Here is a 17,037-nt window from a genome sequence, read left to right as displayed (position 1 = left end):
CGGAAGGAAGAACGGGATGAAACTCAAAGCCCTGATGATGGTGGCTGTAAGCGTCTTTGCTCTCCCTGCGCTGGCAGAGCCTTTCCGGCTGATCATCACCGATATGGAAGCCCCTCTGGTGCCGAATTCCATCGTCGATATCGCGCTCTCCGAGGGCTATTTCGCCCGCGCGGGGGTCGAGGTTGAACTGATCCGCGTGCAGCAGACCCCCATGGCGCTGGCCGCGCTGCAATCGGGCCAGGGCGAGATGGCCAATGTGGCCACGGAGGGCCTGCTGCAGCTTGCGGCCCGGGGCAATGACCGGCTTCGGGCGGTGATGTCTCCTGATAAGGCGCTGCCCTATCTGATCGCCGGAAAGCCCGACATGACCCTTGCCGCGCTGAAAGGAGAGGCCTTTGGTATCGGTCGGGTGGGTAGTCTCGACCAGATGCTCTCCATGAAGGTGCTGGGCCGCTACAGTGTGGCGCAGGAGGACCTGCAGCTGGTGGCTCTCGGGCAGCCTGATATCCGCGCGAGGGCGCTGCTGGCGGGGCGGATCGCTGCCACCACCCTGTCGGTCGGCACCTATCTGGCGCTGCCGGGCCATGAGGCGCTGCCGGTTCTGGTCAGCGCGGAGGATTATCACGCCGCAGCACCCGTGGTCAGCAAAGTGAATGCGGTGACGCGCGAGACGCTCGACGCAAGGGGGCCGGAGGTTGAGGCGGTGATCACCGCCCTGACACTTGCCGCGCGGGATATGTCCGCAGACCCCGGGGCCTGGCCCCGGGCCATGGCAAAACTGCGCCCGGATGCAGATCCCGGCGTTCTGAAAGAGCTGAGCCTTGTTTATCGCACCTCCTGGGCTGTGAACGGCGGCCTGCAGGGCCCTGAACTGCGCCAGACCTCTGACTGGCTTTGGGAGGGGGAGGGTTTTGAGGGCCTTACGCAACCCTCCCTTGAGGCCTGGGCCGATTTTGCCCCGCTCGACCGGGTGCTGGAGCGGATCGGCATTGATGAAACCGGCGACAGGCACGCAAGATGACCGCTCCGCTTCCCGCTGATCTGCAAAATGTCTCGCTGCGCTTCCCCGGCGCTGCAAACCTCGCCCTTGAGAAGGTCAGTCTGAGCCTTCAGGCGGGCGAGGTGCTGACCATTCTCGGCCCCTCAGGCTGTGGCAAAACGACGCTGCTTCGGCTGATCGCCGGCCTGGTTCAGCCCGAGAGCGGCTCTGTCCGGGTCTTTGGAGCAGCGCCCCGGCCGGGGGAGAAGAGCGCGATTGTCTTTCAGAACTTTCGCCTGCTGCCCTGGCTGACCGTGGAGGGCAATGTGGGGTTTCCGCTGGCGGCGCTCTCTGCTGCGGAGCGCGCGCGCCGCGTGGCTGATGTGCTTGCGACCGTGGGGCTTTCGCGCTTTGCGCAAAGCTTTCCGCGCGAATTGTCAGGCGGCATGCAGCAGCGTGTGGCTCTGGCCCGGGCGCTGGCCGCGGATCCGCAGATCCTTTTGATGGATGAACCTTTCGCCAGCCTTGATGCGCAGTCGCGCGAACTGATGCAGGCCGAAGTGGCGCGTCTTGCGCAAAGCCGGTCGGGCCGCAGTGTGGTCTTTGTCACCCACAGCGTCGATGAGGCGCTGGTTCTGGGCGATCGGGTGGTGCTGATGTCGCCACGGCCCGGGCGGATTGCGAAATGCCTTGACCTTCCCTTCCGGGGCAGCGCAGAAGCCCGCCGCAATCACCCCGACTTTTCCCTGTTGCGCGGCGAGCTCTGGGCGGCGCTGCGCGAGATGGTTCTGTCGGACCCGCAGTCGGATTTTCACGGCCGCGGCTTTGATGAGAGTACTGAATGACCGAGGTTCTTGCGATCCTGCGCGGCATCCACGGGGTGTGGCTCAGAGAGATTATGCGCGCCACCCGCGACCGTGGCCAGCTTCTGGGCGGGGTGAGCCGTCCGCTGATCTGGCTGATGATCCTCGGCGTCGGCCTGAACCCCTATTTCCGGGGCGAGGTCTTTGGCGAAGTGAAAATGGTGCTGCCGTTTAACTATCTGCAGTTCCTGTTTCCCGCCGTGATCGTTCTGAACATCATGTATACATCGATCCAGTTCGCCGTCTCAGTGATCTGGGACCGCGAGTTCGGCTTTCTGCGCGAGGTTCTGGTCTCGCCCATGCCCCGCTGGGCGGTGCTTCTGGGCAAGGTTCTGGGTGGGGCAACGGCGGCGACCGGCCATGGGACTCTGGTCCTCATCCTGGCGCGTTTTGCCGATATCACGCTGACCGTGCCGCAGGTTTTTGCAGCCATCGGCTATATGTTCGCGCTGTCCTTCGCGCTGACCTGTTTCGGCGTGGTTCTGGCGGGCAAAATCCGCAGCTTTGAGGGGTTCGGGGTCTTTTCCAACACCCTGATCCTGCCGATGTATTTTGCCTCCTCCTCGGTCTTTCCGCTGGATCCCTCGCTTTCGCTGACGCAGCTTTCGACCAGCTATCCTGAGTGGCTTTTGTGGCTGATCCGGATCAATCCGATCACCTATGCCGTGGATGCTCTGCGCGGGATTCTGATCGGATTTCATCAGTTTCCGGCCATGGCCGGCTATGCGCTGGTGGCTGCGGGCTGCGCGGGCTTCTTTCTCTGGGCGCTGCGGAGTTTCGGAAAATGAAGGGGCTTGCCAGGGGCTGGCGGCGGCCCTTGCGGGATGTGCTGCTGCTGGCGGCTTTTCTCGCGGCGGTCAGCTTTCTGCCTGCCGATACCTCTCTGTCAGAGCGTCAGGGCGCGGGGCAGCTGCGCTATTGCTTTGCGGATGCAAATTCTCCGCTGATCCGTGATCCCTCGACCGGCGCGGCCGGAACCGAGCGGGCTCTGCTCGAGGGGGCGGCGGCGGATCTCGGTCTTCAGCTGCGGCTGGTTGAGGTGCCAAATATCGGGCGGTCGTTCAACCCAGCGGACTGGAATGTCACGCGCGCTCAATGCGATGTGCTGGGCGGCGGGCTGGCGGATTCAGCGGCGAACCGCGGCTTCATGACCCTGATCCCGACGGGGCAGCAGATCGCGCTGCGTCGCACCGGCGGCGCGGCAGAGCCGCCACGGGGCAGCCGGGTGGGGGTCTTTGCGGGAAGCGCAGGGATGGATCGGGTGCGGCTTTCGGGCTTTATGCGCAGCCGTGGCTGGCAGGCCGTGCCCTTGCGCCGTGAAGCCGACCTGCGGGCCTGGATTGCGCAGGGCGAGCCCGCGATTTTCTCTTCTCTGACCCCTGTGCCGGAAGGCACGGAGCATCACCCTCTGCCTGCCGAAGCAGCCGAGGTCAGCGATCTGGTTCTTGGCCTCTGGCGGGGCGATACAACCCTGACCCGGGCGCTGCGCCACGCTCTGAACAAGGCCGCAGAGGGCCGGTAAGCAGCACACATTGGCTCCGTCCCTGAGGATTTGGGTATGCAACCATGCGCTGTGTGCATACCCAGGTATACACTTGCATACGTGCTCTTGCCTTCTGCGCACAAATGTCGCATGAGATGCGACAGAAGGCGCGGGCTGTGGCCGCGCCCCGGACTTTGGCACCGGCGTTTTTCGCAAACAGAGATCCGACGTCTCCCGCACCTCTTTCGCGGGCGATTACGTCTGTCTGCAGAGCGCTTTCGGTGCCCAGTACAGGACTCCACAGAGGTGACTCCGGCCTGGGTTCAGGTCGGAAAATTATTTTGGAGGCTCAGGTGCCAGCCATCTCGTTCGGACGGGCAACCGTCCACGCTATCACCGCCGCTGCGGCAATGACCCTTGCTTCGGCAGGCTCGCTTTTCGCTTCGGGCTTCACCGCCGAGCAGGCTGAGGCTGGTAAAACTGCCTATATGTCGCACTGCGCCCAGTGCCACGGCGCGCAGCTGGAAGGCCCGGAAGCGCCCGGCCTCTTTGGTCAGGACGTCATGGGCAACTGGGACACCGCAGGTGGCCTTTATGACTTCATCTCGGTCGCGATGCCGCCGGCCGCACCGGGGCAGCTGGGCGAAGACGTCTATCTGCAGATCGTGGCTCACATCATGGCTGAGAACGGTGCGACCGCAGGCGACGCCGCCCTCGAACTCGCAGCCGCTGCTGATCTGAGCCTGGTGGAAGCCACCAAAGAAGGTGCCGCTGCGAAAGAAGCCGAGCGCCTGGCTGCCGGTGGTGGTGAAGCCGTTGAAGTGATCGCAGTGCCGCAGGCTTACACCTGGGGCAAAGAACTGCCGCAGTACAACAAGTAATCCGGGTTTGACGAAGGTTAAGACGCCTTCGTCGTTGGAGATCAAAGAATGAAACTCAGCATCCGCAAACATCTGCTGGCAGCAACCACCGCGCTTGTCGCTCTGGCACCTGCCGCTTTCGCAGACAGCGTTCTGGACAAATACACCCCGGTGACCTCGCAGGACCTGCTGAACCCGTCGAAATCCGACTGGCTTCACTGGCGCGGTGACTACGCCAACACCGGCTTCTCGCATCTGGACCAGATCAACAAAGAGACCGTTAAGGATCTTGAGCTGGCATGGGCCTGGCCGATGGCTGACGTTGGCATCCAGGAAACCGCACCGCTCGTCCGCGACGGCGTGATGTTCCTGCAGACCTCGAATGGTATCGTCGAAGCCCTCGACGCGAAGTCGGGCGACCTGCTGTGGACCTACCGCCACGTGCTGCCGGAACTGCCGAAGTCCTGGTCGTATCAGGCCAACCAGGCGCGTCGTCAGAAGAACTCGATCGCTCTGGCCGGCGATAAAGTCATTCTGACCACCCCGGATGCAAAACTGGTCGCGCTGGAAGCGAAGACCGGTAAAGTGGCATGGGAAAAGCAGGCTCTCGACTGGGAGAAGGGCTATTCCTACACCATCGGTGGTCTGGTTGTTGAAAACACCATCATCACCGCGATCTCGGGCTGCTCGATCGCAGGCACCGCGGGTGGCTGCTATATCATGGCGCACAACCTGGACAACGGTGAAGAAATCTGGCGCTTCAACACGCTGGCAGACCCGAAGAACCCCAAGCAGGGCGAATCCTGGGGCGACGTTCCGCCGGAAAACCGCTGGGGCGGCACCCCTTGGGCAACCGGTTCCTATGATCCGGAACTGGGCCTGACCTACTGGGGCATCGGCATGCCCGGGCCCTACGCGGAGCTGATCCGTGGTTCGGGCGACGGCGAAGTGCTTTACACCAACTCGACCATCGCGCTGGACGTGAAAACCGGTGAGCTGAAGTGGTACTTCTCGCACCTGCCGCGCGACAACTGGGACCTCGATGCACCGTTTGAGCGCATCATCGTTGACCAGGAAATCGACGGCAAACTGCACAAGATGCTGGTCTCGATCCCGGGCAAAACCGGCGTGGCTTTCGCGCTTGACCGTGAAACCGGCAAATACCTCTGGTCGAAAGAGACCGTCAAACAAAACGTCATCACCAAGATCGACGCTGACGGCACCGTTCACGTGAACGAAGACCTGATCCCGACCGCTGTTGGTCAGCCGGTTCACGCCTGCACCTCGGTGTCGGGTGGTAAACTCTGGCAGGCGGCTGCCTATTCGCCGCTGACCAAAACCCTGTTTGCCCCGCTGACCGAGGCCTGCAACGACGTGACCCCGACCCAGTCGGAATTCACCGCAGGCAACGCTGTCGGTTCGGTGAAATTCGGTCCGCGCGTTCTGCCGGAAGGCATCGACAAAGCCGGTCTCTTTGAGGCGCTGTCGATCAACCCGACCCAGGGCGACCACGTCTGGCAGAACCGTCAGCGCGTCGCCCCGACCTCGTCGGTTCTGGCAACCGCCGGTGGTCTGGTCTTCGGTGGTGACGCAGCCCGCTACGTCAAAGCCTTTGACCAGGATACCGGTGAAGTGCTCTGGCAGCAGCGCCTGAACGCACCGATCGGCGGCTATCCGATGTCCTATGAGATCGACGGCGAGCAGTACCTGGTGGTCCCCACCGGTTACTCGAACTCGGCTTCCTCGATCTCCTCGGCCTTCCCGGAAACCCCGCTTCCGAACGGCAACGGCAACTCGATCTTCGTCTTCAAACTGCCGAAGAACTGAGTTTACTCAAAGCGTTATCAATGAAAGGGGGCCTCAGGCCCCCTTTCGCCATCTGTGAGATATTGCGATGAAATCCTGGATTCTGGCAGGCATCACCGGTCTTTTCACCGCCGGTGCTGCGCTGGCGCAAAGCCATGGCGTGCCGCCCGCCTTTCTGAAGAACACCCGCCGCATGGAGGGGGATCGTCTGAGCGTCTGCGCCGATGTCAGTGGCCGCACGCTTGCCTTTGACCGCCGTGTTGCGCAGCTGATCGCTGACAGTCTTTTTCTGGAGATGGATTTCCACGAAGGCTTTGGCGGCTATCCGACCAGCGGCGACGGCTTCCTGGATGAGCTGCAGATCGCGCTGACCAACAACTGCGACATGGTCGTCGGCATGACCGTGCAGGAAAACTCACCTTTCCCGGAATGGGCGACGCTGACGCGGCCCTATGTGAGCCTGCCTTACATGATGATGGTGAAGGGTGATTATGCGCGCCTGGGCGATATTCCCCGCGATCTGAAGCTCGGCACCGCGCTTGGCTCGATGGGTGAGCGGGTGATGATCACCTGGAACCAGCAGCAGCCGAAATCCGCGCGGTTCACCCGGTTTCCCTATGCCGATATGCAGCTGATGGCGCAGCGCGTCCTGGACGGCAGCATTGCGGGCGGGCTGATCTGGGCCCCGGCCTGGGCGCAGCTTGTGGCGGAGCATCCCGAAGCCTCGGTGCTGCGGGCGGTCCCGATGGCCCCGGTGCCTGAAACCGTCACGCGCATCGGGGCGCTGGTCAAAACCCGCGATACCTTCCTGCGGGTGCAGATCGATGAGGCGATCGACGCGCTTGTTGCCGATGGCTCCATCGCGGCTCTGCTTGACGAGTTCAACTGGCAGGGCACCCCCGGAGACGACAGCCGCGCCCGGTAACGGGTGCCGTCACACCAGGCGCAGCGCGTTCAGCAGCGGTCGCAGATCCGGGAACCATCCGAGGATCAGCAGGATCGCTGCCAGCGCCAGCCCGATCCCGGTGCTTTTGCGCCAGCGCTTTTCCAGGCGGGGGAGCAGGCCCGGCACCATGGTCCCGAGCCAGAGGCCGGGCAGGGGCAAAAGACCAAGGACCACGGAATTGACCGTCACGGCCTGAAAGGTGTCAATCCCCGCCAGCACCATATAGCCCGGACCGCGCGGCAGAGCCGCATGGAGCGGGCTGCGCAGCAGATCCATGAGCGGCACCAGCGCAAGCATCACCGCCATCGCTCCGAGAACCGCGAGAACCGGGCCAAAACGGCGCGGACCAGCGTTGAGCGGCAGCGGTAAAAACCAGGTGGCGCGAAAAGCAATCGCGAGAAAAATCCCTGAAAGGGTGACATTGCGAAACGGGCTCGCGCTCAGCCGCCCGGCGTGTTTTGCCGCAGGCTCTCTGAAGAGCGTCAGCAGCGCTGCGGTCACTCCGCCTGCAAGGCCGGAAAACACGAAGGCCGCAACGATCCGTGACAGGATCTCGGCCATGGTCAGATTATGAAGGAAAACCACGGATGACACGCTTCCGGTCGGGAGGGGGCAGGGCTGCTCTCTAGCCTGTCCCACCGGCGGTGTCGAGGCTTGGGCCCCTTGATTTAAAGGCAGATCCGCCGGCGCTTTGCGCTTTCACCGGCGCCCGGGATGCAGTAGGTGTGCCACTCTTTCCGGATCAGGGCAGGCATATGGCACTCAACGCGACCATCCACAAAGTCGAACTTTCGGTCTCTGACATGGATCGTCACTATTACGAGACCCATAAGCTGACCGTGGCAAAGCACCCCTCTGAAACGGATGAGCGGATGATGCTGCGTGTGCTGGCCTTTGCGCTGATGGCGCATGACCAGCTTGAGATGACGCGGGGCCTGTCCACCGATGAGGAGCCCGATATCTGGCGTAAAAGCCTGAGCGGTGAGCTGGAGCTGTCGGTGCTTCTTGGTCTTCCGAGCGAGAAGGTCATTCGCCAGACCTGCAACAAATCCGCTCAGGTGCTGATCTGCGCCTATGGCGGCCGCGCGGCCGAGATCTGTTGGGAGAAGACCCGCAGCGGCACGACCCGGTTCGACAACCTGCGGGTGCTCAGTTTCGCCGAAGCTGACACGGCAGAACTGGCGCGTCACATCAGCCGCTCGATGCGGATTCAGGTGAATATTCAGGACGGCGATCTGATGATCAGTTTCGACGACGCCACCCTTTATGTCACCCCCGCGATCTGGCAACAGTCCGATCTCGTCGCGGCCTGAGAGGGCGATGGTGGGGGCAGGGTCCTGCAAAAGGCTGTCATTTTTCATCGTGCCGCAGCGGTTATGCCGCTGAGTTGAACCGGACGTCAGGGTCGCAGGCGTCAGCCCGGGGGCTCTGTGGCGCTCTTCCTGTGATCTGCGGATAGATTTTGTGCATTCGGCCGGTCAGATGGCGTCCTGAGCAGGCTCCTTGCCTCTTCCTCATTTGCGAGGCGCGGATCGAGCGATCGGGCCAATATGACATGTGACTTTGTCCACATGGGGTATCGGGCCTGAGCGGGAACCTCAGCCTGATCCGCCGATAGCGCATGACGGTGCTTAGGCATCTCTTTCCTGCTGATATCCATCAATGAAAATCCCGGCTCTCAAAGAGCTTCCGTGCCTGTTCACGGGGGTGACGGGCAGTGCTGCGGCGGATGGGGCGCTGGCTTTCGCCCGCGTGTTCTTCGGTTGAAAACAGCACCGGGCGGCCCATCAGGCCAAGGCGTTCGCTGAGGTCTTCGACATGTTCGGCCAGCAAATGGGTCACGGCGCCGTCGCGCTGGATGCGGCCGGTGATGCGCAGCAGGCGGCCGGTGATCACCGCCTGGCGGAAGGCCTCATAGACCTTTTTCCAAACGATCACATTGGCGGTGCCGGTTTCATCCTCCAGCGTCAGGAAGATCACGCCGGATGCCGTGCCGGGGCGCTGGCGGGTGATGACAAGGCCAGTCAGCACGACCCTGCCGCTGGCCTGTTTCAAAGCTTCAGCCGAAAGGCTCCCCTGCAGCCTCGGGCGCAGGATCTCCAGGGGATGCGCTTTCAGTGACAGGCGCAGCGACAGATAATCTTCAACCACCTCCTGGCCGAGGCTCATCTGCGGCAGGTAGACCGCCGGCTCAGGACCGCCTTCGCCGTCGACACCGAAGAGCGGCAGGGGTTTAGGGCCTGAGAGCGCGCGGGCCTGCCACAGCGCCTCGCGCCGGTTCAGGCCCATATCGGCAAAGACATCCCCCTCGGACAGCCGCGCCAGCTGTTCGGGGTGAACGCCTGCGCGGCGCCAGATGCTTTCCACATCCGGGTAGCCATTGCCGCGGGCGGCCACGATCCAATGCGCGTCTTCCGCGCGCATGCCCTTGATCTGACGAAAGCCAAGACGCAGGGCCAGGGCCCCATCGGCGCGGCGCTCCAGCGTGCAGTCCCAGGAGGAGGCATTGGCCGAGACGGGCCGCACTTCAACGCCATGCTCGCGCGCATCGCGCACCAGCTGGGCGGGGGCGTAAAAACCCATAGGCTGCGAGTTCAGCAGCGCGCAGGTGAAGATCGCCTGATGGTGGCGTTTGAGCCAGGCTGAGATATAGACCAGCCGCGCAAAGCTGGCCGAATGGCTTTCGGGGAAGCCGTAAGAGCCGAACCCCTCAATCTGGGCAAAGCAGCGGGCGGCGAAATCCGCGTCATAGCCGCGCTCCAGCATGCCGCCGACAAAGCGGTCGCGGAAGCCGCCGATGGTGCCCATGCGCTTGAAGGTGGCCAGCGAGCGGCGCAAACGGTCAGCCTCAGACGGCGTAAAGCCCGCAGCCACAACGGCAATCTGCATTGCCTGTTCCTGAAAGAGCGGCACGCCCCAGGTGCGGGCCAGCACCTCGTTCATCGCGGGGCCAAGGTCTTCCACCGGTTCGCGGCCCTGGCGGCGGTTGATGAAAGGATGGACCATGCCGCCCTGAATGGGGCCGGGGCGCACGATGGCCACTTCGCAGACCAGATCATAGAATTTGCGCGGCCGCATGCGGGGCAGGAAGTTCAGCTGCGCACGGCTTTCAACCTGAAATACCCCGATCGCATCGGCACGGCAGAGCATGTCGTAAACTGCGGGGTCTTCGGGCGGCACGCTTGCCAGATCTAAGCGCTCGCCCCGATGCTCTTCGATCAGCGCGAAGCTCTTGCGGATTGCGGTCAGCATGCCAAGCGCCAGAATATCGACCTTCAGCAGGCCAAGCGCGTCGATATCATCCTTGTCCCATTCGATGATGGTGCGATCCTCCATGGCCGCATTCTCGATGGGGCAATAGGCATCCAGCCGGTCCTGGGTAATGACGAAGCCACCCACATGCTGGCTGAGGTGGCGCGGAAAGCCGATGATCTCGCCGATCAGGCGCAGGGTCAGGCGGATGCGCTGATCGGAAGGATCAAGCCCCGCCTCGCGCAGGCGGTCTTCATCGGGTGCGCTTGAGGAAAACCCCCAGATCTGCCCTGCGAGACGCGACAGGATATCGTCGCTCAACCCCATGACTTTGCCCACTTCGCGGATGGCGGCGCGGGTGCGGAAGTGGATCACCGTGGCCGTCAGCCCTGCATGCTCGCGGCCGTAGCGCTCATAGATCCACTGGATCACCTCTTCGCGGCGCTCGTGCTCAAAATCCACGTCGATATCGGGGGGCTCATTGCGTTCTTTGCTGATAAACCGCTCGAAAATCAGCGTGATGCTTTCGGGGGGCACTTCGGTAATGCCCAAAAGGTAACAGACCACCGAATTGGCCGCTGAGCCGCGGCCCTGGCAGAGGATGCCGCGTGAGCGGGCGAACTCCACGATGTCATGCACGGTCAGGAAATAGGGCGCATAGTCGACTTCGGCGATCAGGCGCAGCTCCTTTTCGACCCGGCTGGTGATTTTGGGCGGCGCGCCTTTGGGGTAGCGGCGGTGCAGGCCGTCACGCGCAAGCCGTTCGAGCCGCTGTTGCGCAGGCTCACCGTTCAGCGCTTCGTCGGGGTATTGGTAGCGCAGCTGGCCCAGATCAAAGGCGCAGGCATCCGCAATCTCGACCGTGCGGCGCAAAACGCCGGGATAGCGGTGAAAGATCCGCAGCATGTCCTGTGCGCCCTTCAGGCGATGCTCGCCATGAGGAAGGCGGCGCAGCCCGATCTGATCAATCGTGCAGCCGATCCGCAGGCAGGTCAGCACATCAGCAAGCGGGCGGCGGTGCGCACGGTGCATGATGACCTCGCCCACGGCGACCGCGGGCAGGTTCAGCGCCTGGGACTGCTGCACCAGGTGTTCAAAGCGGCGGGCATCAAGCCCGTCATACTGCGGGGCAAGGCCCAGATAGGCGCAGCCCGGGAAGGCGCGGGCAACCTCTTGCAGGTCTGCGGCGGGCAGGGGGTGGACCATCGGATCGGGCGGCAGCGCAATCAGTGTTATGCCCCTCGCTGAGGTCAGCAGATCGGCGCGGCTCAGATGGCATTCGCCCTTTGGTGCGCGGCGCTTGCCCAAGGTCAAAAGCCTGGTCAGCCGCGACCAGGCGGCGATGTCTTTGGGCAGGGCCAGCCATTCAACCGGACTGTCCTGCAGCACCAGCCGCGCACCGGCGATGAGTTTGGGCAGAGGGGCTGCGGCCAGATCCGCCTCTGCTTCGCTGATGCCATGATACTGGCGGGTCGAGCTGTCCTGCCGCAGGTTCGAGCGGATCTGCGGGGCGGGGACGGCTTTTTCAGCCTCCACCTCGCGCAGGCGTTTGAGTTCTTTCAGCGCGGACCAGGCCCGCACAACGCCCGCGACCGAGTTGCGATCGGTGATGGCAATCGCGTGCAGGCCCAGTTCGGCCGCGCGCGTGACCAGTTCCTCGGGGTGTGAGGCGCCCTTCAGGAAGGTGAAGTTCGAAGTCACGCAAAGCTCGGCATAAGCGGTCATAAAAACTCTCCCTGCACGGCCCAGGCGGGGGCCTGAGGGGTGTGAAACACCCAAAGGCGCGGGCCTTCACTGGTCTCAATCCGCCAGTAATCGCGCAGTCCCATGGACCAGGAGGGGGGCGTATTCCACCAGTCCGGGGTGATCCGCTCAGGGCCGTGAGCGCGCAGGGTGGTCAGTTGGACGCCCCGCCAGAAGAAGCGCGCGGGAGGATGGCCCGAAACCTGTTGCAGCGGTTCGGGCGGAAAAATCGTCACAGGGCGGCGCAGATGCGATTGAGCGGGCCAGTGGGAGGCGTCCTGCCGCACCGCCGGGATCAGGCGAAAGCTGTTCTCGGGCAAGGGGCTGTCCTGGGGATGCGCGCGCAGGATGTGCTCAAACCCCAGGCGGTTGCCAAGGCGCGAGATCAGATCCGCCAGAGCATCCCGGGCCTGGGCTTCGCGGTTGCCGATCTGCTCGGGCGCGAGGGGCTCTGCCACATAAGCTTCCAGGCGCAGGCGGTCGATCCCGAAGCCGGAATCCACACCCTCAACCTGGCGGGCAAACAGCGCTGAAATCCGCAGGGCATCGCGCATGGGGCGGGCAAGGCCGATCTCGAGGCGGATCACCCTGCGGTCAACCCGGTTCAGTTCAAACCGCATCCGCCGCGCGCCCATCTGCGCCTGGGCCAGTTTATTGCAGACCACCAGCAGCAGCCGGTCGAGCCCGGCCATCACGTCACTGACAAGGCCAATCGGTTCGGGCAGGCTGAGGCGGGCGGAGAAGGTGGGGGCCTCGACGGGTGCCGCCACCGCTTCGGGCAGCTGACCCAGGGCCTGATCCAGCCTGCGCAGCAGGTCGGGGCCAAAGCGTTTCGCCAATGGCGCACGCGGCAGGGCAATCAGATCGGCAATGCGCAGCAGGCCCAGGCGGGCCAGCGCATCGGTGGTCTCAGAGTCCAGTCGCAGTGCCGAGACGGGCAAAGGGCTCAGGGCGGCCGTCATCGCACCTTCGGGAATAATCCCGCCCCCGTGGCGCGAGAGCGCCCAGGCCGCGCCTTTGGTGGGGGCAATCGCGCTTTCCAGCGCAAAGCCCACACGCGTGAAATTTGCATGAAGATCGGTGCGTAACTCGCTTTCACCACCAAATAAATGTGAAACGCCGGTAATGTCGGCGACCAGACCATTGGCGCCATCCAGCCCCACTTGGGGCGCGTAGCGCATGGTCAGACGGCGCAGCGCTTCCAGGCCTGCCGCATCCCGTGAGGAATCGGCGGGCGTGGTGATCAGATCGGGCCAGATCGCGCGGGCATCGGCCAGCGCCATGCCGCGCGCCAGTCCAAGACCTGCGGCCTCGGCATTGAGGCAAAAGATCCGGTCGGAATTGCCCTGACGGGCGATCACGGCAAAGGGCCCGGCCACGGGATGGCGCCGCAGCCAGAGGTCACTGGAAAGCCTTGTCAGCCATATGACAAGCAGACGTCTTGCCATCCCACTCAACAATCTAATCCTAAAGTGTTCCCATTTTGTTCTTGATAAGCTGCCATTGCAGAGGTGTCGAGTCAGCCTCAGCAGGGCGGCTTTTGTAACGCCAGCGCATCCGGCAGAATTGCTGCCATGCGCCTTTCGGATCAGTAAAAGGCTGGTTATGCGGCCCGCCTCAGTGGCCGGTTGCAGGCGTCGCCCGAGGGTGAGGCACCGGGTTTTTTCCGGGAGAGTCTCGAGGAAGCCCGTGGGATCAACGCGCAATACCTCTTCCGCAGACCACAACAGATCGTCTTCGGACGTGGCGTGAATGAAGATCTGCCGCCCGGACAAACCTGCGGGCAGGCGATGTGGCATCAGCCGCGTCGCCTGCGCGGCGGGCGCTGAACGGCAGCGCCGCCACTCATGCGAAATCTTCGATCAGCTCAAGCTGATCATCGGGCAGGGGGCGTTGTACTTGAAGCGCCTCGCCAATCGGGGCGGTCAGCCAGTGACGGCAGTCTGCAGGCGTGGTCAGGATCACCGGCATGGCCTTGGGGTGAACTTCTGCGACCAGACGATTGAGCGCGGAGGTCAGAAAGCCAAACAACTCGGTCGTGATTTCGCCCTCTTTCAACTTACGCACCTAAGTCCATTCCGTGCGGATCCCCGCAAAAAAACCAAGCGGGCGGTCAGGGCCCAGCCCAAACCAAACCGGCCTGCGGCTGGCGCCGGGGCGGGTATCAGGCTCGGAAAACGCATCAAAGGGCACGAGGCAGCGATGCGCTACCCCCAGCCACGGCCGCCAATGCGACGAGCTGAGGTTACGAATATTGGTCACGCCCGGATCTGTGCGCTTACCCGCCAGATAGACGGCAGGCGTGGGCATGCCCCAACGGGCCGTGGTCAGCTGCCAGCCACTGGCATGCGGGCGAATGATCGGGGCACTGTAATCGGGCCAGATCTGCGTGTTCACGGGCGCATTGCCGAGACTGTCGACAAGAACTTCGGCCCCCTTCAGAACATCTGAGAAGGCAGAGCGGACTGCATCACGCGATTTGGTTTGTGCGTAGAGGTTACACATACTTCACACCCGAAACAAAAAAGGAACATGCTGCAAGCGCGGTATTCACACAATATCCTCCGGTGGTCGTCTCAGCCCGATCTGAGCGTTGTCCAAGGCTTGGGTCTGGCCTAAAAGCCTGATTAATCGTAGAAATTCGGTGTTTGTGAACCTGACCCGCCGTCGTATTCCCGCAAATAGCGTTGAGCCGACGGCAATTCGGAGAAAGCGGCCGGATTTTTATCGAGGAGCCGCAGCAGGCAGTCCAGCTCCCGCGAAATTACACTATCCCCAGCCTCGTAGCGGCGAAAGGCCTTTGGATCGGCGCAGAGGATCTTTCCGGCCATCACCTGCGAGACAGGCCGGCCACCCAGCCGCAGCCTGCGGCGGACCCGCCTGACCTCTGCAGGAGGAAGGAAACCTTCTGCGATCGCCTTCAGCTTGTTAAAGACCCGATCCGTGATCCGGCAATCTGCCGGGGAGAAAATGGCCTCTTCCGATGATGCGGGATCATCCGGATACCAGCCGGGGGCATCAACCGTCTCGGACAAGCCCCCTTTGTAGGATATTTCCATCGGCCGGACTGCGCGGTGCAGGACACGGTCGGTCTCGGGGTGCCGAAAACTCTGAGGCACTTTCGCCATATCAGCTCCTTTCTGCTCGGTTCACCTGCATGCCTGTGTCAGCGCCGCACCCTCGGCTCGACATCCTGCCAGTGCTTATGCGGCGGGAGCGATTTCATGCGGCTTAGCGCATCCTGCAGCCTGATCGAGCTGAACTCCCAGACATCCACGCCCGCGTTGACGCTGTTGGCGCTTCCCCTCCAGTTGCCATGCACATGACCGAAGAGATGCACAGCCCCTTTCCGCGCGCCATCCCATGTCATCATGGGGTAATGGCAAAGGGTTACTGGCAGATCTGAGGCCGGATCATTCACCTCTGCCAGATGCGACACGCTGGTCCAGGGCAGGTCTCGGGTGAGCGGGCCATCATGGTTACCAATGATGAGGTGCTTCCCGGCACCGGGGAGCTGACCGAAGATCTGCCAAAGCCAGGCCTCATCCTTCGCCTTGGGCCCAAAGGCAAAGTCGCCGATGATCCAGAGCTGGTCTTCGGGCGCCACTTTGTTCCAAAGGTTTTCCAGCAGCGCAGCATCCATATGCTGCACATCCCGGAACGGACGCGCGGCATGGGAGAGGATATTTTCATGGCCGAAGTGCAGGTCGGCCGTATACCAATTCGCCATCATCCAATCCTCTCCGGTAGCTGCGGCAGGACGACGTTTCCGGACGTCGTGAACTGTTGAACCAAACGCTTGTCCTGGCTTCCCCCAGCATAGCAGCAAGGCAAAAATCAGACAGGCATATCCGGAATCTAATAGGAGGATTTTCAGGCTCCCTTACGGTGCATTGTCGAGGCCCTCTACGAATTTTGCCTTAAAGTGTGGCGTTGCCCCCGAACTTTATCCGGCGTGCCTCAGACACGGGTGCTTCATAAGATCCATCAGCTCACAGTGCCGGCTAACGCCTGAACCTCCTCGAAAGTCGCAAAGAGTTCTGCGGCCAGCGGATCGGTCGGGGCAAGTATTTGCCGGTTGCGCATCCATGACCAGAGCGCACCCATTGGATTGCCATGGTTTCGTGCCTGGCCGAAGGTCTGAATTTTCCTGCCAAAGCCGGCTAAAAGGGCAGGGCGCAGCGCCGCTTTATCAAGGCATAACAGGTTGTAACCGGCATTCAGAGCGCGTTGCCGATCCCTAAATTCCAGATCCTGCCATCTGTCCCTTATTCCCAGCCCCAGGGTGGCACCGATCACACCCACAGAATCAACGGCGGCAGGCAACGACATGGCGGCTGTCCAGCCGCGTCCTGACCGCGTTGAAAGCTCCCGGCAGAGCCAGGTGTGGAACATATCCTCCGCGCGCGCTCCTTCCTGGCGCTTCGGGCCAGTAACTGCATTCAGAGCAATCTCCTCACGCCAGTCATCGCCTGGCACATCAATCCGGGTCAGCTCGCAGCCGTGCCGGCTGCAGTGCTGAGATGTCGTCAGCCGCCATTACCAGCGTTCGCGCAGGTGAAACCCGGGCGGGCCGCCTTTGGCGTCCTGCCGCAGGCAGCGCAGGCAAATATGCCTCTCATCAAGAGGCCGCAGGATATGGGTCAGTGCATGGGGACCAATCCGCTGGCCGCCAGTGCGGGTAAGCGACAGCAGATTGCGGTGGATCAGGGCTGGGCTCTCACCCGTGACCTGCGCGAGCCTTGCGATGTCATCGCGCTCACCGTAGCGCAGCCCCTCAGAATTGATCCCGAGCTGTTCGGCCGTGAGCGTCACGAGCGGGTCATCTTGCGGGTGAGCTCTGCGCGCCAGAGATAGTCGGCACGCACTTTCAGGAGAGGTTGCCGATGGGCTTCGACGAGCCGAAGAGTACAGATAATGCCATGCATCAAGTCATGCATGAAGCCCGTGACTATCAGCGGATTGAGGTGATCACCGGGCGCCGTCGCCGCCGTAACTGGACCGATGATGAGCGTGCGCAGATCGTGGCGGAGAGCGCGGTCCCGGGCGCGAACATCTCCGACGTCGCGCGTCGCTGGGGCGTGCATCGTGGGCTGCTCACTGTC

The 17,037-nt window shown here is 62.8% G+C and carries 18 protein-coding genes; 9 read left to right on the top strand and 9 right to left on the bottom strand.

Annotated elements, in window-relative coordinates; genetic code table 11:
* The first annotated feature begins 16 nt into the window (after nucleotides 1-16).
* From EP867_RS13410 to EP867_RS13380, 7 genes are all read left to right on the top strand, one after another.
* Entirely contained in the window at nucleotides 17-1,021 is a 1,005-nt protein-coding gene (locus tag EP867_RS13410) for an ABC transporter substrate-binding protein (protein WP_128489998.1), read from the top strand.
* On the top strand, nucleotides 1,018-1,824 hold the full coding sequence (locus tag EP867_RS13405; RefSeq protein ID WP_128489997.1) for an ABC transporter ATP-binding protein: 807 nt from the start codon (nucleotides 1,018-1,020) through the stop codon (nucleotides 1,822-1,824). Before EP867_RS13410 ends, EP867_RS13405 begins: the two co-directional genes overlap by 4 nt.
* Complete coding sequence (locus EP867_RS13400; protein WP_128489996.1) at nucleotides 1,821-2,630, top strand: ABC transporter permease; 810 nt, start codon at nucleotides 1,821-1,823, stop codon at nucleotides 2,628-2,630. Before EP867_RS13405 ends, EP867_RS13400 begins: the two co-directional genes overlap by 4 nt.
* Nucleotides 2,627-3,364, top strand: coding sequence for a hypothetical protein (locus tag EP867_RS13395; RefSeq protein ID WP_128489995.1), 738 nt, complete (start codon nucleotides 2,627-2,629; stop codon nucleotides 3,362-3,364). The genes EP867_RS13400 and EP867_RS13395 overlap by 4 nt, the downstream gene beginning before the upstream one ends.
* 314 nt (nucleotides 3,365-3,678) lie before the next feature.
* Nucleotides 3,679-4,206, top strand: coding sequence for a c-type cytochrome (locus tag EP867_RS13390; RefSeq protein ID WP_164888866.1), 528 nt, complete (start codon nucleotides 3,679-3,681; stop codon nucleotides 4,204-4,206).
* Between the two features lie 48 nt (nucleotides 4,207-4,254).
* A complete protein-coding gene (locus tag EP867_RS13385) occupies nucleotides 4,255-6,012 on the top strand; it encodes a pyrroloquinoline quinone-dependent dehydrogenase (protein WP_128489993.1) in 1,758 nt (585 codons plus the stop codon).
* A gap of 67 nt (nucleotides 6,013-6,079) precedes the next feature.
* Nucleotides 6,080-6,916: a substrate-binding periplasmic protein gene (locus tag EP867_RS13380; protein WP_128489992.1), complete on the top strand. Its 837-nt coding sequence runs from the start codon at nucleotides 6,080-6,082 to the stop codon at nucleotides 6,914-6,916.
* Nucleotides 6,917-6,925: 9 nt separating this feature from the next.
* Here EP867_RS13380 and EP867_RS13375 read toward each other — a convergent pair whose 3' ends face one another.
* Complete coding sequence (locus tag EP867_RS13375) at nucleotides 6,926-7,522, bottom strand: hypothetical protein (RefSeq protein ID WP_128489991.1); 597 nt, start codon at nucleotides 7,520-7,522, stop codon at nucleotides 6,926-6,928.
* 170 nt (nucleotides 7,523-7,692) lie between these two features.
* Between EP867_RS13375 and EP867_RS13370 the strand changes: the two genes are divergently transcribed.
* Entirely contained in the window at nucleotides 7,693-8,250 is a 558-nt protein-coding gene (locus tag EP867_RS13370; protein WP_128489990.1) for a YaeQ family protein, read from the top strand.
* Nucleotides 8,251-8,596: 346 nt separating this feature from the next.
* Here EP867_RS13370 and EP867_RS13365 read toward each other — a convergent pair whose 3' ends face one another.
* The 8 genes from EP867_RS13365 to EP867_RS13335 form a co-directional block, all read right to left on the bottom strand.
* Nucleotides 8,597-11,914, bottom strand: coding sequence for an error-prone DNA polymerase (locus EP867_RS13365; protein ID WP_128489989.1), 3,318 nt, complete (start codon nucleotides 11,912-11,914; stop codon nucleotides 8,597-8,599).
* On the bottom strand, nucleotides 11,911-13,311 hold the full coding sequence (locus tag EP867_RS13360; RefSeq protein ID WP_241656911.1) for a Y-family DNA polymerase: 1,401 nt from the start codon (nucleotides 13,309-13,311) through the stop codon (nucleotides 11,911-11,913). Before EP867_RS13360 ends, EP867_RS13365 begins: the two co-directional genes overlap by 4 nt.
* A 466-nt stretch (nucleotides 13,312-13,777) precedes the next feature.
* Complete coding sequence (locus EP867_RS20270; protein WP_241656910.1) at nucleotides 13,778-13,999, bottom strand: SOS response-associated peptidase family protein; 222 nt, start codon at nucleotides 13,997-13,999, stop codon at nucleotides 13,778-13,780.
* Nucleotides 14,000-14,437: an SOS response-associated peptidase family protein gene (locus EP867_RS13355; protein ID WP_241656909.1), complete on the bottom strand. Its 438-nt coding sequence runs from the start codon at nucleotides 14,435-14,437 to the stop codon at nucleotides 14,000-14,002.
* Between the two features lie 122 nt (nucleotides 14,438-14,559).
* Nucleotides 14,560-15,060 (bottom strand): type II toxin-antitoxin system MqsA family antitoxin, encoded by a 501-nt coding sequence (locus EP867_RS13350; protein ID WP_128489987.1) that lies wholly within the window; start codon nucleotides 15,058-15,060, stop codon nucleotides 14,560-14,562.
* 38 nt (nucleotides 15,061-15,098) lie between these two features.
* The gene (locus EP867_RS13345) at nucleotides 15,099-15,665 is read right to left on the bottom strand and encodes a metallophosphoesterase (RefSeq protein ID WP_241656908.1); all 567 of its coding nucleotides are present in this window, start codon (nucleotides 15,663-15,665) and stop codon (nucleotides 15,099-15,101) included.
* A gap of 254 nt (nucleotides 15,666-15,919) precedes the next feature.
* Nucleotides 15,920-16,327 carry a hypothetical protein gene (locus tag EP867_RS13340; RefSeq protein ID WP_128489986.1) on the bottom strand — a complete coding sequence of 136 codons (408 nt, stop codon included), beginning with the start codon at nucleotides 16,325-16,327 and terminating at the stop codon, nucleotides 15,920-15,922.
* Between the two features lie 144 nt (nucleotides 16,328-16,471).
* Nucleotides 16,472-16,747: a hypothetical protein gene (locus EP867_RS13335; RefSeq protein ID WP_128489985.1), complete on the bottom strand. Its 276-nt coding sequence runs from the start codon at nucleotides 16,745-16,747 to the stop codon at nucleotides 16,472-16,474.
* Between the two features lie 107 nt (nucleotides 16,748-16,854).
* On the opposite strand from EP867_RS13335, the gene EP867_RS13330 reads away from it, so the two are divergent.
* Nucleotides 16,855-17,037, top strand: a 183-nt coding sequence (locus tag EP867_RS13330; RefSeq protein WP_206616339.1) for a transposase, incomplete at its 3' end; no start/stop codon positions are given.

Source organism: Falsigemmobacter intermedius (assembly GCF_004054105.1).
In the GTDB taxonomy this organism is placed as follows: domain Bacteria; phylum Pseudomonadota; class Alphaproteobacteria; order Rhodobacterales; family Rhodobacteraceae; genus Wagnerdoeblera; species Wagnerdoeblera intermedia.
This window is presented reverse-complemented; position numbering and strand designations above follow the sequence as displayed.

Bases quoted from the DNA above. Each gene is read 5' to 3' on its own strand.
- EP867_RS13340 (WP_128489986.1), bottom strand. From the start codon at position 16,327: ATGTTCCACACCTGGCTCTGCCGGGAGCTTTCAACGCGGTCAGGACGC.
- EP867_RS13400 (WP_128489996.1), top strand. From the start codon at position 1,821: ATGACCGAGGTTCTTGCGATCCTGCGCGGCATCCACGGGGTGTGGCTC.
- EP867_RS13370 (WP_128489990.1), top strand. From the start codon at position 7,693: ATGGCACTCAACGCGACCATCCACAAAGTCGAACTTTCGGTCTCTGAC.
- EP867_RS13355 (WP_241656909.1), bottom strand. From the start codon at position 14,437: ATGTGTAACCTCTACGCACAAACCAAATCGCGTGATGCAGTCCGCTCT.
- EP867_RS13345 (WP_241656908.1), bottom strand. From the start codon at position 15,665: ATGATGGCGAATTGGTATACGGCCGACCTGCACTTCGGCCATGAAAAT.
- EP867_RS13410 (WP_128489998.1), top strand. From the start codon at position 17: ATGAAACTCAAAGCCCTGATGATGGTGGCTGTAAGCGTCTTTGCTCTC.
- EP867_RS13350 (WP_128489987.1), bottom strand. From the start codon at position 15,060: ATGGCGAAAGTGCCTCAGAGTTTTCGGCACCCCGAGACCGACCGTGTC.
- EP867_RS13385 (WP_128489993.1), top strand. From the start codon at position 4,255: ATGAAACTCAGCATCCGCAAACATCTGCTGGCAGCAACCACCGCGCTT.
- EP867_RS13395 (WP_128489995.1), top strand. From the start codon at position 2,627: ATGAAGGGGCTTGCCAGGGGCTGGCGGCGGCCCTTGCGGGATGTGCTG.
- EP867_RS13405 (WP_128489997.1), top strand. From the start codon at position 1,018: ATGACCGCTCCGCTTCCCGCTGATCTGCAAAATGTCTCGCTGCGCTTC.
- EP867_RS13380 (WP_128489992.1), top strand. From the start codon at position 6,080: ATGAAATCCTGGATTCTGGCAGGCATCACCGGTCTTTTCACCGCCGGT.
- EP867_RS13365 (WP_128489989.1), bottom strand. From the start codon at position 11,914: ATGACCGCTTATGCCGAGCTTTGCGTGACTTCGAACTTCACCTTCCTG.